The 16,101-nt window shown below is 69.2% G+C and carries 15 protein-coding genes; 12 read left to right on the top strand and 3 right to left on the bottom strand.

Annotated elements, in window-relative coordinates; translation table 11 throughout:
- Positions 1–279: 279 nt before the first annotated feature.
- On the bottom strand, positions 280–1,509 hold the full coding sequence (locus SREC43747_RS0114335) for an amino acid deaminase (protein ID WP_081722603.1): 1,230 nt from the start codon (positions 1,507–1,509) through the stop codon (positions 280–282).
- A gap of 157 nt (positions 1,510–1,666) precedes the next feature.
- Entirely contained in the window at positions 1,667–2,065 is a 399-nt protein-coding gene (locus tag SREC43747_RS0114330; RefSeq protein WP_029721974.1) for a DUF1844 domain-containing protein, read from the bottom strand.
- 277 nt (positions 2,066–2,342) lie between these two features.
- Between SREC43747_RS0114330 and infC the strand changes: the two genes are divergently transcribed.
- The 8 genes from infC to SREC43747_RS0114290 all read left to right on the top strand — a co-directional run bounded on the left by infC (position 2,343) and on the right by SREC43747_RS0114290 (position 11,212).
- A complete protein-coding gene (gene infC / locus SREC43747_RS0114325; RefSeq protein WP_081722600.1) occupies positions 2,343–2,882 on the top strand; it encodes a translation initiation factor IF-3 in 540 nt (179 codons plus the stop codon).
- A gap of 94 nt (positions 2,883–2,976) precedes the next feature.
- The gene (rpmI, locus tag SREC43747_RS0114320) at positions 2,977–3,171 is read left to right on the top strand and encodes a 50S ribosomal protein L35 (protein ID WP_029721972.1); all 195 of its coding nucleotides are present in this window, start codon (positions 2,977–2,979) and stop codon (positions 3,169–3,171) included.
- A gap of 111 nt (positions 3,172–3,282) precedes the next feature.
- Positions 3,283–3,651: a 50S ribosomal protein L20 gene (rplT, locus tag SREC43747_RS0114315; RefSeq protein ID WP_029721971.1), complete on the top strand. Its 369-nt coding sequence runs from the start codon at positions 3,283–3,285 to the stop codon at positions 3,649–3,651.
- On the top strand, positions 3,651–4,508 hold the full coding sequence (locus SREC43747_RS0114310; RefSeq protein ID WP_201768708.1) for a TrmH family RNA methyltransferase: 858 nt from the start codon (positions 3,651–3,653) through the stop codon (positions 4,506–4,508). The genes rplT and SREC43747_RS0114310 overlap by 1 nt, the downstream gene beginning before the upstream one ends.
- Before the next feature lie 147 nt (positions 4,509–4,655).
- A complete protein-coding gene (gene pheS / locus SREC43747_RS0114305) occupies positions 4,656–5,723 on the top strand; it encodes a phenylalanine--tRNA ligase subunit alpha (RefSeq protein ID WP_029721968.1) in 1,068 nt (355 codons plus the stop codon).
- A gap of 40 nt (positions 5,724–5,763) precedes the next feature.
- Complete coding sequence (gene pheT / locus SREC43747_RS0114300) at positions 5,764–8,256, top strand: phenylalanine--tRNA ligase subunit beta (protein ID WP_029721967.1); 2,493 nt, start codon at positions 5,764–5,766, stop codon at positions 8,254–8,256.
- A 75-nt stretch (positions 8,257–8,331) separates the two neighbouring features.
- Positions 8,332–9,852 carry a PucR family transcriptional regulator gene (locus SREC43747_RS0114295; protein ID WP_029721966.1) on the top strand — a complete coding sequence of 507 codons (1,521 nt, stop codon included), beginning with the start codon at positions 8,332–8,334 and terminating at the stop codon, positions 9,850–9,852.
- Positions 9,853–9,958: 106 nt separating this feature from the next.
- Positions 9,959–11,212, top strand: coding sequence for an NAD(P)/FAD-dependent oxidoreductase (locus tag SREC43747_RS0114290; RefSeq protein ID WP_029721965.1), 1,254 nt, complete (start codon positions 9,959–9,961; stop codon positions 11,210–11,212).
- A gap of 120 nt (positions 11,213–11,332) precedes the next feature.
- Here the strand turns inward: SREC43747_RS0114290 and SREC43747_RS0114285 are convergent, their stop codons facing one another.
- Positions 11,333–11,956 (bottom strand): GNAT family N-acetyltransferase, encoded by a 624-nt coding sequence (locus SREC43747_RS0114285; protein ID WP_081722602.1) that lies wholly within the window; start codon positions 11,954–11,956, stop codon positions 11,333–11,335.
- Between the two features lie 216 nt (positions 11,957–12,172).
- On the opposite strand from SREC43747_RS0114285, the gene argC reads away from it, so the two are divergent.
- From argC to SREC43747_RS0114260, 4 genes are all read left to right on the top strand, one after another.
- Positions 12,173–13,201, top strand: coding sequence for an N-acetyl-gamma-glutamyl-phosphate reductase (gene argC / locus SREC43747_RS0114280; protein ID WP_029721963.1), 1,029 nt, complete (start codon positions 12,173–12,175; stop codon positions 13,199–13,201).
- A 91-nt stretch (positions 13,202–13,292) separates the two neighbouring features.
- Positions 13,293–14,453, top strand: a complete 1,161-nt coding sequence (argJ, locus tag SREC43747_RS0114270) for a bifunctional glutamate N-acetyltransferase/amino-acid acetyltransferase ArgJ (RefSeq protein WP_029721962.1) — start codon at positions 13,293–13,295, stop codon at positions 14,451–14,453.
- On the top strand, positions 14,450–15,367 hold the full coding sequence (gene argB / locus SREC43747_RS0114265) for an acetylglutamate kinase (protein WP_029721961.1): 918 nt from the start codon (positions 14,450–14,452) through the stop codon (positions 15,365–15,367). The genes argJ and argB overlap by 4 nt, the downstream gene beginning before the upstream one ends.
- A partial coding sequence (locus SREC43747_RS0114260; RefSeq protein ID WP_029721960.1) for an aminotransferase class III-fold pyridoxal phosphate-dependent enzyme occupies positions 15,367–16,101 on the top strand: 735 nt, incomplete at its 3' end. The genes argB and SREC43747_RS0114260, both read left to right, overlap by 1 nt.

The raw sequence follows: 16,101 nt of genomic DNA, 5'->3' as shown, positions 1-16,101 counted from the left end.
CCGGGGCGGCCGGCGAGCCGGTCCCATTCCCGAGCGCCTGCCAGGCGCTGCGAGGCGGGCAGGCGCCGCAGGTCCAGTCCGGTGGACGGATCCGCGATCGGCTGCAGGGCCGCTTCTGCGGCGGTGAACCAGGACGGCGTTCTTCGACGACCTCGCGTCCTCCGTGGTGCGGGGTGCGCCGGCGGGCCCTGGAGGTCGGGGACGTGCGCGGCCCCGGGCGACTGGACCACCGGTGCTGCCGTCGGACGGTCCCCGGTCGCCCGTGACCGCTGCGGACCGCTAGAAGAAGGTGCGCACCAGGTCGATCACCGTTTCGCCCTCGACCACCGGGATCAGGGGCCACTTGTCGAACACGGTGCACGGGTGGGAGAGGCCGAAGCCGATCCAATCCCCGGGCCGCAGTTGGTGGTCACCGGTGGCGATGAAGGCGTGCTGGTCGGCCAGGGCGGTCACCCGGCAGCCGGTGAGCTCGTGCAGCGCGCCCTCGCGGGTCCGCAGCAGCTGGGGTTCGGGAAGGTCCTGGTCGAACGAGACGTCGCGACGCCCCATGGTGGCCAGTGCCAGTCCCGGTTCGGGGGCGGAGGTCACCCGGGCCCAGATCCGCATGGCGGGGCGGAACGGTTCTTCATGGCCGGCGAGCCGGTGCTGCCTGCTGAACGGCGAGCGCGTCCGGTAGAACCCGTCGTCGTGCACGATGTAGGCACCGCTGCGCAGCACCGGGACCACCGGCAGGCCTTCCGGCCACGGCCCGGTGAGCGCTTCGGCGACCTGGTCGAAGTAGGCGCTGCCGCCGCAGGTGACGATCACTTCGGGGGTGTCCGCGAAGCGGCCCTGCTCGGCCAGTTCGAACACCAGTCGGCGCAGTTCCCCGGCGTATTCGTCGATCACGGCCAGGGCTCGGTTGTCGACGTCGCTCGCCAGCGCCCCTTCGTAGCCGGCCGCGCCGACCAGGCGGAGTCGGGAGGAGTCGGCCACCGCGGCGGCGACCCGGTGCGCTTCGGCGCGGGTGCGGGTGCCGGAGCGGCCACCGGGGCGGCCCAGCTCGACCAGGACGTCGACCGGCCGCGTGGTCTGGTGCCGGGAGAGGACCTCGTCCATCAGCTCGACCCCGGCCGCGGAGTCCACCAGGCAGCTGAAGGAGAAGTCTGGGTCGGCGTCGAGCTCCCGAGCGAGCCAGGCCAGGCCGGGTTCGTCCAGCAGCTGGTTGGCGAACAGGACGCGTTGGACCCCGAACGCCCGGTAGACCCGCAGCTGGCTGATGGTGGCGGCGGTGACCCCCCACGCGCCGTGCGCCAGTTGCTGCTGGAACAGCTGCGGAGCCATGGTCGTCTTGCCGTGGGGCGCCAGCTGGAGCTGGTGCTGGGCGCACCAGCGGGCCATGGTCCGCAGGTTGTGGTCCATGGCGGGCGCGTCCAAGGTCAGGACGGGGCCGACGAATCCCGAGTCGAACAGCTGCGGGCGTTGTGCCAGGAACTCCGCCACCGTGCTGCCGAACGCCTCGCTCGGCATTCCCTTGAACCGCCAGTCGATGCGCTCCTCGCGGAGCGCGCGCACCGCGGCCTCGTCGATGCCTGCGGTCACGGGACTGCTTCACCTCCTGCTGCCCTGGTCGACCTGGGGCGACGGAGCGCGGCCCATCGCCCCAGGCGTCCGGTCGAACGCCAGGTCAGTACACCGGTCCGGTGTACTTCTCCCCGGGGCCCTGGCCGGGCGGGTCGGGGATGGCGGAGGCTTCCCGGAAAGCGCGCTGCAGGCTTTGCAGCCCATCCCGCAGCGGTGCTGCGTGCGGCCCCAGGTACTCGACGGAGGCGGTCACCAGCCCGGCCAACGCGGTGATGAGCCGGCGGGCCTCGTCCAGGTCCCGGTTCGGCGCGTTGTCGGGGTCCTCGTGGGCCAGCCCGAGTTTTTCCGCCGCGGCCGACATCAGCATCACCGCGGCCCGGCTGATCACCTCGATGCTGGGAACATCTCCCAAATCCCGGACGTTGCTCTGGTTGTCGGCGAGGGGCTCGCCCGCTGAGCTCCCGGAGGGATTTTGCGGAGGGGTTGGCTCAGGTTCACTCACACCTGGTACCCTGACACGCGCGACCAGCCTCCGCGAAAGCGGGGGTGGCAAAGTGGAGCCCCGCTCCCACCCGAGTAGCCGTTGAGGCTTCCGGGTCCGGTCCTGCTGGTGGTCACGCCGTCAGCAGTGCGAAGCGGTATTGCGGTACCGGTTCGATCGGTTGGAGTAGGGTCCCGCGGGTCCGCACGAGGCGGATTGCCAGCGGGACTTCTGCGTTCAGGGGCGAGCTCTACGCGCCGCGCAAGTGAAGTAACAGCCATCGAACCGAGGAGGGCCCATCAGCTCCGAGACGCGCATTAATGACCGCATCCGCGTGCCGGAAGTCCGCTTGGTCGGACCGAACGGCGAGCAGGTCGGAATCGTCCGCATCGAGGACGCGCTCCGCCTTGCTCAGGAGGCGGATCTGGACCTTGTCGAGGTCGCCCCGCAGGCGCGGCCGCCTGTCTGCAAGCTCATGGACTACGGCAAGTTCAAGTACGAGAGCGCGCAGAAGGCACGCGAATCGCGCCGCAACCAGCAGCAGACCGTCATCAAGGAGCAGAAGCTCCGACCGAAGATCGACCCGCACGACTACGAGACGAAGAAGGGGCACGTGTCCCGCTTCCTCGGGCAGGGTCACAAAGTGAAGGTGACGATCATGTTCCGCGGTCGTGAGCAGTCGCGTCCTGAGTTGGGCTTCCGCCTGCTGCAGCGACTGGCTGAGGACGTTTCCGACCTCGGGTTCATCGAAGCGAAGCCGAAGCAGGACGGCCGCAACATGATCATGGTTCTTGCGCCGCACAAGAACAACAAGAAGTCCAAGGCGAACGCGTCGTAAGGCCCTGGAGCCTTCACGACGACGTGCAATCGACGCCGGGCAGGGAGCGCACCTGCGATCCCGCCCGGCATCTGTACGAAACGAGGACGAGTAGATGCCGAAGAACAAGACCCACAAGGGCACGGCAAAGCGCATCAGGGTGACCGGCAGCGGCAAGCTGCGGCGTGAGCAGGCCGGTCGCCGGCACCTCCTGGAGAAGAAGACGAGCCGGCTCACCCGTCGCCTCGAGGGCACCGAATCGGTGGCCAAGGCCGACGTCAAGCGCATCAACCGGCTGCTGGGTCGCTGAACTGCCCCGGGGCTACCCCAGCTCAGGGGCAGCTTCAGTTCAGTCAGTACATCCAGCTATCCGCCCGGGCGGTAGCTGCTACCGCCCCCGACCAGATACAGGACGGACCCCGTGGCACGCGTTAAGAGGGCAATCAACGCCCAGAAGAAGCGCCGCACCATTCTCGAGTCGACTCGCGGTTACCGCGGTCAGCGTTCCCGGCTGTACCGCAAGGCGAAGGAGCAGATGCTCCACTCGATGAACTACGCCTACCGCGACCGCCGGGCTCGCAAGGGCGACTTCCGGCGGCTGTGGATCACGCGCATCAACGCCGCCACCCGCCAGAACGGCCTCTCCTACAACCGCTTCGTGCAGGGTTTGAAGGCCGCTGGCGTCGAGGTGGACCGCAAGATCCTGGCCGAGCTCGCGGTCAACGACCCGCAGGCGTTCTCGGCTCTCGTGGACGTGGCTCGCAAGAACCTCTCGGAAGGTGCGGCCTGATCGCCAGAGCTACTTCTTCGCTGAAGCGGCCCGGGACGACTCCGCTCACCGAGCGGTCCTCCCGGGTCGCTGCTGCTCGTAAGCTGACCCGTCGCAGTGGCCGGGAGAAGGCGGGCAAGTTCCTGGCCGAGGGTGCGCAGGCGGTCACCGAAGCACTGACCGCCCACGCCTCGGGCCAGGCGCGGGTGCGCGACGTCTTCGCCACCGAATCCCCCCGCCACCTGGAGCTGACCGAACGGGCTCGCGCCGAGGGCATCCCGGTGCACTGGGTGACCGAGCGAGCGGCGGCCGCGCTGTCCGAGACCGTGACCCCGCAGGGGCTGGTGGCGGTCTGCGACCTCCCGCAGACCACGGTCGACCAAGCCCTGGCCGAACGCCCCGGCCTGGTCGCGATCCTGGTCGGAGTGGCCGATCCCGGGAACGCGGGAACCGTGGTGCGGGTGGCCGACGCGGCCGGTGCTGGAGCGGTGCTGTTCGCCGGCAACACCGTCGACGTCTACAACGGCAAAGCGGTGCGGGCTTCCACGGGCAGCGTCTTCCACCTGCCCGTCGCCCGCAGCAGGGACGTCGCCGACGTGCTCGTTCGCTGCCGGGAGGCCGGGTTGCAGCTGGTCGGAGCCGACGGGTACGCGAACCGCGATCTGCACGTCGCGGAAGACGCTGGAGCGCTGCGCCAACCGACGGCGTGGGTGTTCGGCAGCGAGGCCCACGGGTTGCCGGACGAGGTGAAGACGCAGCTGGACTTCACCTTGCGGGTGCCGCTGTACGGGCGGGCCGAGAGCCTGAACCTGGCCACCGCCGCCGCGGTGTGCCTCTACGCTTCCGCACGTGTCCGCCGGCACCAGCGCAGCCAGTAGCACGTGGGCACTGCCGGATCACTGCGCGGGTCAGCCAGCCGCGTCGCATAGACTCGAATGGCTAGCTTGCGGTCAGCTGACGCACGCCAATGAGCAGGCCGGCACGGGAATGAAGTCTGTCGGACCAACGGGAGTCACGCACTAACCATGTCTGGAGCCAACGACCCGTACGACCCGAAAGAGGTCGCCGCGCTGTCCCCGGAAACGTTGGAGCGCGCGGTGGTCGAGGCCCGCAAAGCCTTTGCGGATGCAGCTGACCTCGACGAGTTGGCCGCCGTCAAGCCCGCGCACTTGGGGGAGCGTTCGCCGCTGCTCACCGCGCGGCGCGAGATCGGGGCCCTGCCGCCGAAGGCCCGGGCAGACGCCGGAAAGCGGGTCAACGAGGCTCGGAAGCAGATCCAGAGCGCCTTCGAGGAACGTCGCGCTGTGCTGCAGGCCGAGCGCGATGAGCGGGTTCTGCGCGAAGAAACCGTCGACGTGACCCTGCCCTGGGACCGCGTCCCCGCCGGAGCCCGGCACCCGATAACGCAGATCATCGAGCGCATCGAGGACACCTTCCTGGCGATGGGCTGGGAAGTCGCCGAAGGCCCGGAACTGGAAGCGGAGTGGTTCAACTTCGACGCGCTGAACTTCGGCAAGGACCACCCGGCGCGCACCATGCAGGACACCTTCTACGTGGCGCCGGAGAACTCGGGCCGGGTGCTGCGCACCCACACCTCGCCCTCCCAGATCCGCGCGATGCTCGGTCGTGAGCTGCCGGTCTACGTGGTCTGCCCGGGGCGGACCTTCCGCACCGACGAGCTGGACGCCACCCACACGCCGGTGTTCCACCAGGTGGAGGGGCTGGCCGTGGACAAGGGACTGACCATGGCGCACCTGAAGGGCACGCTGGACGCGTTCGCCCGCGCCATGTTCGGGCCGGAGGCCGCGACCCGGCTGCGTCCTTCCTACTTCCCGTTCACCGAACCGTCGGGCGAGGTGGACGTGTGGTTCCCGGAGAAGAAGGGCGGCCCCGGTTGGGTCGAGTGGGGCGGCTGCGGCATGGTGAACCCCAACGTGCTCCGTGCCTGCGGAGTCGACCCCGAGGTCTACACCGGTTTTGCGTTCGGCATGGGGCTGGAGCGCACGCTGCAGTTCCGCAACGGAATCCCGGACATGCGGGACATGGTCGAAGGCGACGTCCGGTTCACGCTGCCGTTCGGCATCGAGTCCTGACCACCAATCCACCACTGAAAAGAGAGAAGGGCCTGACCAAGTGCGGATTCCGGTTTCCTGGCTGGCCGAGCACCTGGAGCTACCCGAGGAGACAACCGCGGAGGCGCTGGCCGAAGCGTTCATCCGGATCGGGTTGGAGGTCGAAGAGGTAACGCACCTGAACCAGGTGCGGGGCCCGCTCGTCGTCGGCCGCGTCGCCGCCATCGAAGAGCTCACGGGGTTCAAGAAGCCGATTCGGTACTGCCAGGTTGAAGTCGGCCGTGGTGAGGGCGACGAACAGCAGGTCAAGAACATCATCTGCGGCGCGACGAACTTCCGGGAGGGCGACCTCGTGGTGGTCGCGCTGCCCGGCACCGTGTTGCCCGGAGACTTCGAGATCTCGGCGCGCAAGACCTACGGCAAGATCAGCGAAGGCATGATCTGCTCCGCGCGGGAGCTCGGCATCGGTGAGGACCACGACGGCATCCTGGTACTGCCGGCGGGCACGGCCGACCCCGGTGACGACGCGATCGAGCTGGTCGGGTTGAACGACTCGGTCATCGAGCTGGCCATCACCCCCGACCGCGGTTACTGCTTCTCGGTGCGCGGATTGGCCCGTGAGCTGTCCAACGCGCTGGACGTGCCGTTCGGCGACCCGGCCGCCCGCCAGGTGCCGCCGGACGACCGCCCGTCGCGCGGTGTGGAGATCCAGGACCCGGGCGCTTGCTCGCGGTTCGTGTTCCGGCGGGTGACCGGAGTCGACCCCACCGCTCCGACGCCGTGGTGGATGCGTCGGCGGCTGATGCTGGCCGGAATCCGTTCGATCTCGCTGGCCGTGGACATCACCAACTACGTGATGTTGGAACTGGGCCAGCCGCTGCACGCGTGGGACGCCAGCAAGTTGTCCGGGGACGTGGTGGTCCGGCGCGCCCAGCCGGGGGAGAAGCTGACCACCCTGGACGGCGTGGACCGCGAGCTCGACCCCGACGACGTCGTCATCTGCGACGAGAGCGGGCCGGTGTCGCTGGCCGGTGTGATGGGCGGGGCCAGCACCGAAATCGGTGACGACACCCACGACGTGCTGCTGGAGGCGGCCAACTGGGATCCGGCGAGCATCGCCCGCGCCATCCGCCGGCACAAGTTGCCGAGCGAAGCCGGCAAGCGCTTCGAGCGTTCGGTGGACCCGGCCATCGCCCCGGTGGCCACCGAGCTGGCGGCTCAGCTGCTGGTGCGCTACGGGGAGGGCACCATCGCCCCGGGCCGGACCGACGTCGGCTCCCCGCAGACTCCCGAACCGGTCACCATGCCGCTGGACCTGCCGGACAGGATCGCCGGTGTTTCCTACGACCGCGGGGTCACCGCTCGCCGACTGACGCAGATCGGGTGCCGGATCGAGGTGAGCACCTCTGACGAGGGGGTCGGCCTGGTGACCGCCGTGCCGCCCACCTGGCGCCCGGACCTGAAGCAGCCGGCGGACCTGGTCGAAGAGGTGCTCCGGCTGGAGGGCTACCACACCATCCCGTCGGTGCTGCCGCCGGCGCCGGCCGGGCGCGGCCTGACCGCGGCGCAGCGGCGCAAGCGCGCGGTGTCCCGGGCCCTCGCCAGCGAGGGGTACGTGGAGGTGCTGCCGTTCCCGTTCACCGGGGACGCGGCGCTGGAATCGCTCGGGCTGGCGGAGGACGACCCGCGCCGCCGCACCATGTCGGTGCTCAACGCGCTCGAGGCGGACAAGTCCAAGCTCACGACCACGTTGCTGACCGGTCTGATCGACGCGTTGCAGCGCAACATCGCCCGTGGGCAGCGCGATCTCGCGCTGTTCCACATCGGGCAGGTCGTGCAGCCGGTCGAGGACCAGCCGGACGTTCCGGAAGTCGGCGTGGCGCACCGGCCCAGCGACGAGGAGATCGCCGCGCTGCACGCATCGCTGCCCGCGCAGCCGCTGCACGTCGGGGTCGTGCTGGCCGGCAAGCGCGAGCAGGACGGTTGGTGGGGCAAAGGTCGCGCGGCCAACTGGGCGGACGCGATCCAGGCCGCCCGCGTGGTTGCCGCTGCGGCCGGTGTGGAGCTGACCGTCAGCGCCGACGACCTGGCCCCGTGGCACCCGGGTCGTTGCGCCGCTTTGAAGGTCGGTGACACCGTGGTCGGCCACGCGGGTGAACTCCACCCGAAGGTCGTCGAGGCGTTCGGGTTGCCGAAGCGCACCTGTGCGATGGAGCTGGACCTGGACGCGCTGCCGCTGACGGACAACCGCCCGGCACCGCGGATTTCGCCGTACCCGCCGGTGCTGATGGACATCGCGCTGGTCGTGGACGACAGCGTGTCCGCCGAGCAGTTGACCGAAGTGGTGCGGGAAGGCGCCGGTGAGCTGCTGGAGGACGTGAGGCTGTTCGACACCTACTCCGGCGAGCAGGTCGGCGAAGGCAAGAAGTCGCTGGCCTTCGCGCTCCGCTTCCGCGCGCCGGACCGGACGCTGAAGCAGGAGGAAGCGGTCGAGGCACGGGATGCCGCGGTTGCTGCCGCGGTGGAGCGCCTGGGCGCTACCCTGCGCGCGTAGTCCTCGTCCGCCGGGGCCGGGGCTTCTCGACTGCGAGCAGCCCCGGCCCCGCGGTGTTCGGCAAGGTGGGCAGCCGTGGTCAACCTGGACCGTTTGATCAACATTCTCGGCCGCTACGGGGCCACGGTGGCTTGCGCACCTCGAGATCGAGGTGTGGAGCTCCGCTCGGTCTCCCTGCACGCGCCAGGAGAGCCCGAGCCGCTCCAGGCGGATGTTCTGCTGGCCTTGGGGGTGACCGCCGACCAGGCCGCGGACTTCTTGCGGGACACCGGCGCCAAGGTGGTGGTGTTCCGGTTCCCCGAGCTGACCGGGCGGGCGGTTCAGGTGGCCGCGGAGAAGGGCTGCACGGTTCTGCTCGCCGATCGCGGCGTGGCGTGGGGTGAGCTGGCCGGTGTGGTCTACGGTCTCGTCTTCGAAGGCCGGGAAACCGAAGCCGGCCGCGGGCCCACGGACTTGTTCGCGCTGGCCGATGCGCTGGCCGAGTCGGTCGGTGCGCCGGTGACCATCGAAGACCGCTTGTCCGGGGTGTTGGCCTACTCCAGCCGCCAGTTCGGTGCGGATCGCGCTCGCCGGGAAACGATCCTGGGGCGCCGGGTGCCGGAAGCGGTGCGGCAGAAGCTGCGGCAGCGCGGTGTGTTCCGGCACCTGGAGACTTCGGACGAGCCCTTCTACGTGGAGCCGTGGGAGGGCAGTCCGGGGCACGGCCGCGAGGTGGTCGCCATCCGGGCTGGCAAGGAGCTGCTCGGTTCGGTTTGGGTGGAGACGCCGCGGCCGCTCAACGGGCTGCAGAAGGCCGCTTTGGTTTCCGGGGCGCGTGCTGCGGTGCAGCACCTGTTGCGGATGCGGGCCAGTGCAGACCTGGAACGCCAGGTGGAATCGGACCTGGTCACGAGCTTGTTGGAGGGGTACGCGAACGCCCCGGCCATGTTGAGCCGCCTGGGCTTCCAGGGGGACCAGTTCCGGGTGGTGGCGGTGCAGGCCCGCGGCCAGGCCGAGCCGGATGCCGCGGCACTGCTGGTGTTCGAGCGGGCGACCAAGGGGTTCGGCTGGTCCCGCATGGGGCGCAGCGCGCTGTTCGCCAACACGGTTTACACGATCTTGCCGTGGGCCGAGGCGAGCAAAGCGACCCGGTGGGTGGCTGCGCTGGCGCGAGATCTGCCGGAGGACATCTCGGTGCTGGCCGGGGTCGGCAGCGCGGCCGGTGCTGCGGAGATCGTGCACAGCCGGCGGGAAGCGGACGAGAGCGTGGCCCTGCACAGCAGTCGCGCGGACGGGTCCGTCGCGGTGGTCTACGACGAGGCGTGGCACGAGATCTTGCTGCGCCGGCTCCGTCATGTGGCCGTGCTGGGGCGCGTCCCGCACGGTGGCCCGGTGGCCGACCTGATCCGCCACGACAACCAGAACGGGACCTGCTACGCGGACACGCTGCGGGCGTGGCTGGAGTGCCAGGGGGACGTGGGGGACACGGCAGCCCGGCTCAACGTGCACCCGAACACCGTTCGGTACCGGATGCGGAAGATGGCCGAGGTGACCGAGCTCAGGCTGGACGATCCGGACGCGCGGTTGGCGATGACGATCGCCCTGGCGGTGCTTTAGTGTGATCCGGCCAATGCCCCGGGCTCACTTTTCGTTTCTGTGACAACGCGCTCACCGCTCCGCTGGTGCATGCTCTCCTCCGACAGGACTAGTTGCGGAGGACCGAATGCGTGCGGATGAACTCGATGGCGCACCGCGCAGTGTTGTAGTGGTGGGCGCGGGAGTCGTCGGCCTGTCCACGGCGTGGTTCCTGCAGGAGCACGGCGTCGAGGTGACGGTGGTGGACCGGCGCACCACGGCTGCGGGAGCTTCCTGGGGCAACGCGGGTTACTTGTCGCCGGTGTTCTCGGTGCCGTTGCCGGAGCCGGCGGTGTTGCGCTACGGGCTGCGGTCGTTGCTGGACCCGAACTCGCCGCTCTACGTTCCGCTGTCGGTTGCGCCGAACTTGTGGCGCTTCCTGGCCGGGTTCGCTCGGCAGTGCACTTGGACCGCGTGGCGGCGGTCGATGCGGGCTTTCGTGCCGTTGAACAAGGAGTGCCTCGCGGCGTTCGACCAGTTGACTTCCGGCGGTGTGGAGTCGCCGACCAACGCGGCTCCGATCACCGCGGCTTTCGAGCACTCCGAGCAGATCGGTGATCTGCGGCGCGAGTTCCGCATGATCGAGGAGTGCGGTCAGCAGGTGGAGTTCACCGAGCTCCAGGGGCGCGATGACTCGGTGCCGCAGCTGTCCGATCGGATCAGTGCTGTGCTGCGGGTGCACGGTCAGCGCTACGTGGATCCGGGCGAGTTCACCCGCTCGTTGGCCGATTCGGTGACCAAGCGCGGTGGCACCGTCCGCTCCGGGTTCGCGGTCGAGGAGGTCGGCCGGGAGAACGGTGTCTCGGTGGTGCGCTCCCAGACCGGCGAGCGGATCACCGCTGACGCGGTCGTGCTGGCGAACGGTTCGTGGCTCAACCGGCTGGCCCGGCCGCTCGGGGTGCGCCAGCTGGTGCAGGCGGGCCGCGGTTATTCGTTCACCGTTCCCACCGATGAGCCGGTTCCGGGCCCGATCTACTTGCCGGCCGTTCGCGTGGCGTGCACTCCTTACCAGGGTCAGCTGCGGGTTGCGGGCACCATGGAGTTCCGGTCGCCGGACGCCCCGTTGGACGACCGGCGCATCGAGGCCATCGTGCGGTCGGCTCGTCCGCTGCTGCGCGGTGTGCACTGGGAGAAGCGCCGCGACGAGTGGGTGGGGCCACGTCCGGTCAGCGTGGACGGGAAACCTCTGATCGGTGCCACCCGCATGCCGGGTACCTATGTCGCCGGTGGCCACGGCATGTGGGGCTTGACGCTGGGACCGGTGACCGGTCGGCTGCTGGCGGATCAGATCGTGCTGGGCAAGCAGCCGGCGGAGCTGCGCCCGTTCAACCCGTTGCGGTGAGCGTCCGGCGCGTCTTGCGGCCCGGTGGCCGGCCTCGTGCCGGGCTTCCGGGCCGTTTTCACCCCCGCGGGGGCGTACCGGGCCGGTGCGGTTCCGAGTCGTGGGCTTGGGGAGTTCGGCTCATCGCCGGTTGGGCAGTCTGGTGAGTCGGCGCCAGGTGAACTCCCGGCTGGTGATGCTCATGGTCACCAGCAGGCCGGTGTCGCCCAGCGCCGGGTCGTAGGTCCGGTTCTCCTCGCGGAAGCCGATCTTGCGGTGCAGGCGGATGGAGGGCTGGTTGTCGCCGTAGATGCCGACCACGCACTTGGCGAACTTCCGCTGGTGGAACATGTAGTGGAGCAGCACCCTGATGGAGTCCTCGGCGTAGCCGTTGCGCTGGTGCTGCGGAGCGATCCCTATCCCGTAGCTGAAGCGGCCCGACCCCGGTTCGGTTTGCGTGATGCACATCGAGCCGACCAGGCGCCTGCTGCGCAGGGCTTCGATGGCGAGTTGGAAGTCGTTCTCGGAGGCGGTGGGATGGGCCCGGTGGGCCGCCCAGTGGCGGTAGCCGTCCGTTTGCGGGGAGTTCCCCAGACGGGCTGCGTCTCTGTCGAACCGGATCAGGGTGGCCAGATCGGAGTGCTTGATTTCCCGCAGCCGAACTTTGCTTCCGGTGAGGACTTTCGTGACTTCTGGGCTCGGGGGGTCGGCAGCCCTGTGGCGTTCGCTGGGGGGCGGCAAGGGCGGTCGGCTCTCCGGGATCATCATTCATGATGATGCCGGGGTCCGCTCGGGGGTTGTGCACGGGGTATGGGGTAAGACACTTTTACCCGGTTCGGCCTGCTGTTTCAGGGACACTGGGAAGAACTATGCGGTTAGCTGCATGAATTCGAAGCGGGTCCGGTCGCCGAGTTCCGGTCAGGGCTGGTGGGATCCAAATCATGTTTGATTGATTTTGCATAAGGGTGCATAATCATCCGTATGTCGATACGAGTGGCGGTCGCCGGCGCAAGCGGCTACGCCGGAGGAGAACTGCTCCGCCTGTTGCTCTCGCACCCGGAAGTCGAAATCGGCGCGCTCACCGCGGGCGGCAACGCCGGCAGCAAGCTCGGGCAGCACCACCCGAACCTGCTCCCGCTGGCCGATCGCGTGCTGGGCGAGACCACGGCCGAGCAGCTGCGCGGGCACGACGTCGTCTTCCTGGCGCTGCCGCACGGCCACTCGGCGGCCATCGCCGCTGAGCTCGGCGACGAGACCGTCGTCATCGACTGCGGAGCCGACCACCGGCTGGAGAACTCGGCCGACTGGGAGCGCTGGTACGGCGGAGAGCACCCGGGCACTTGGCCCTACGGCATTCCGGAACTGCCCGGCGCGCGGGAACGGCTGCGCAAGGCCAACCGGATCGCTGTCCCGGGGTGCTTCCCCACCGTTTCCACCCTGGCCTTCGCGCCCGCCTTGGCGGCCGGACTGGTGGCGCCGGAAGTGGTGGTCGTCGCGGTCACCGGGACCTCCGGGGCAGGGCGAGCGCTCAAACCGCACCTGCTGTCCGCCGAGGTCATGGGATCGGCCAGCGTCTACGGGGTCGGTGGCGCTCACCGGCACACCCCTGAGCTCGTCCAGAACTACAGCGCGGCGGCAGGGGAGCCGGTGTCGGTTTCGTTCACCCCCGTCCTCGCCCCGATGACCCGCGGCATCCTCACCACCTGCAGTGCGCCGCTCCGGGGCGGAGTGACCACCGACGCGGCCCGCAAGGTCTACCTCGACGCCTACCAGGCGGAGCCGTTCGTGCACGTGCTCCCCGAGGGACAATGGCCGCAGACCTCCTCGACCTTGGGGGCCAACACCGTTCACCTGCAGCTGACCGTGGATCCGGACGCGAACCGGCTGATCGTGGTCGGTGCCGAGGACAACCTGACCAAGGGCACCGCGGGCGGCGCGGTCCAGTGCATGAACCTGGCGCTCGGCCTGCCGGAGACCACCGGCCTGCCCACCACGGGAGTCGCCCCGTGACCGGTCCCCAGCACCGGCTGGAGCGCGGTGCTCGCCAGCACGCCTCCGAATTCGAGGCCAGGGCACGGGTCACCACCACCGAGGAGCAGCGATGAGCGTAACTGGACCGGCTGGTTTCCGGGCAGCGGGAATAGCAGCAGGCATCAAGGAGAACGGCAACCGGGACCTGGCGCTGGTGGTCAACGACGGGCCGAACCAGGCCGCCGCCGGCGTGTTCACCACGAACAAGGTCAAAGCAGCGCCCGTGCTGTGGTCGCAGCAGGTGCTCAAGGAGCGCAAGTTGCGCGCCGTCGTGCTCAACTCGGGCTGCGCCAACGCCTGCACCGGCCCGGGCGGGTTCCAGGACACGCACGCCACCGCGGAGAAGGTCGCCGAAGTTCTCGGCGTCGGCGCCATCGAGATCGCGGTCTGCTCCACCGGCTTGATCGGGGAACGCCTCCCGATGAAGGAAGTCCTGTCCGGCGTCGAGACCGCGGTCGAGGAGCTGGCGGACAGCGAACAGGCCGGTTTGGACGCGGCCACCGCGGTGCTCACCACCGACACCAAGCCGAAGCAGGCGCTGCGCAAGCACAGCGCTGGCTGGTCGATCGGCGGTTTCGCCAAGGGAGCGGGGATGCTCGCCCCGAACTTGGCCACCATGCTCAGCGTGGTGACCACGGACGCCGACATCAGCGGCGAAGTCCTGGAAGAGGCCCTCCGGCAGGCGAGCCGCCTCACCTTCGACCGGCTCGACGTCGATGGCGGGACCTCCACCAACGACACGGTGCTGGTGCTGGCCTCCGGCGCCTCCGGGATAGCTCCGGACCAGGAGGAGTTCACCGAGCTGCTCACCCAGGTGTGCCTCGACCTGGCCAGGCAGTTGCAGGGTGATGCCGAGGGGGTGACCAAGCTCATCGACATCACCGTGCGGGGCGCCGCCAGCGAGGACGACGCGGTGCGGATCGGCCGCACCATTGCGGAGGACAACCTGGTCAAAACCGCCATGTTCGGGTCCGACCCGAACTGGGGACGGATCGCCATGGCGCTCGGCCGGGTGCCGGCGGAGATCGAACCGGAGAAGGTGGAGATCACCGTCAACGGCGTCACCCTGTTCGCGAACGGGACCCAAGCCCGTGACCGCAGCGAAGCCGACCTCTCCGGGAGCGAGATCGACATCGTCGTGGACCTGCACCTCGGGGAGCACAGCGCCACGATCATGACCACCGACCTGTCCCACGGTTACGTCGAAGAGAACAGCGCCTACTCGTCATGACACAGGATCCGACCAACGATCGGCTGGCCACCGCAGCGGAGAAGGCCAGCGTCCTCATCGAAGCCCTCCCATGGCTGCAGCGGTTCCACGGGGCCACGGTGGTCGTCAAGTACGGCGGCAACGCGATGACCGACGACGCCCTCAAGGAGGCCTTCGCCCAGGACATGGTGTTCTTGCGGCTCGCCGGCCTGCGCCCGGTCGTCGTGCACGGCGGTGGCCCGCAGATCACCAAGATGCTCGGCCGCCTGGGCATGGAAGGGGAGTTCCGCGGCGGCCTGCGGGTGACCTCTCCGGAGATGATGGACGTGGTCCGCATGGTGCTGGTCGGCCAGGTGGGACGCGAACTGGTCGGCTTGATCAACCAGCACGGTCCGTACGCCGTCGGCATGTCTGGTGAGGACGCCAGGTTGTTCACCGCCCAACGGCGCACCGCGCTGGTCGATGGGGAACAGGTCGACGTGGGACTGGTCGGCGACGTGGTGTCGGTCAACGCCGATGCGGTGCAGGACCTGATCCGCGCGGGCCGGATCCCGGTGGTTTCCACAGTGGCCCCGGACTCCGAAGGCGTGGTGCACAACGTCAACGCCGACACCGCTGCTGGGGCCCTGGCGGTGGCCCTGGGAGCGGAGAAGCTGGTGGTGCTCACCGACGTCGAGGGGCTCTACACCGATTGGCCCGACCGGTCTTCGCTGGTCTCCCGGATCGACGCCGATCGTTTGGAGAAGCTGCTGCCCGAACTGGACTCCGGAATGGTGCCGAAGATGGAGGCCTGCCTGCGGGCAGTGCGCGGCGGAGTGCCCCGAGCGCACGTCATCGACGGTCGATTGGCCCACTCGTTGCTGCTCGAAGTTTTCACCAGTGCCGGAGTCGGCACCATGGTGGTCCCCGCCCAGCCAGGGGAGGATGAGGACTGATGAACGACAACTCCACCGGGTCCCAGCGGTGGCAGAAGTCCATGATGGACAACTACGGGACCCCGAAACTGACCCTGGTCAGCGGTTCTGGCTGCGAGGTCACCGACGCCGACGGGCGCACCTACCTCGACTTCCTCGGCGGGATCGCGGTCAACGCGCTCGGTCACGCGCACCCCGCTGTGGTGCAGGCGGTGAGCCAGCAGATCGCGAAGCTGGGCCACGTTTCCAACTTCTACGCGCACGAACCCGGCCTCGAACTGGCCGAACGCCTGCTGGAGATCACCGGCCTCACCGACCAGGCCCGAGTGCTGTTCGCCAACTCCGGAGCTGAAGCCAACGAAGCAGCGTTCAAGATCGCCCGACTGACCGGACGCACCAAGGTCGTCGCTGCCCACAACGGCTTCCACGGGCGCACCATGGGGGCGCTGGCCCTCACCGGTCAGCCGGCCAAACAGCGTCCCTTCGAACCGTTGACGCCCGGCGTTGTGCACGTCCCCTACGGAGATGTCGCCGCGTTGGAGTCCGCAGTGGACGACAACACGGCAGCGGTGTTCCTGGAACCCATCCAAGGCGAGGCCGGGATCGTCGTTCCGCCCGAGGGCTACCTGCAGCAAGCACGGGAAATCACCTCCCGCAACGGCGCGCTGCTGGTGGTGGACGAAGTCCAAACCGGAATCGGCCGGACCGGGGCCTGGTGCGCCTTCCAGCACTCCGGCATCACACCCGACTTGATC

This window comes from Saccharopolyspora rectivirgula DSM 43747 (assembly GCF_000497205.1).
In the GTDB taxonomy this organism is placed as follows: domain Bacteria; phylum Actinomycetota; class Actinomycetes; order Mycobacteriales; family Pseudonocardiaceae; genus Saccharopolyspora; species Saccharopolyspora rectivirgula.
Note: the sequence above shows the minus strand (reverse complement) of the source record. Positions and strands in the feature narration are given on the sequence as shown.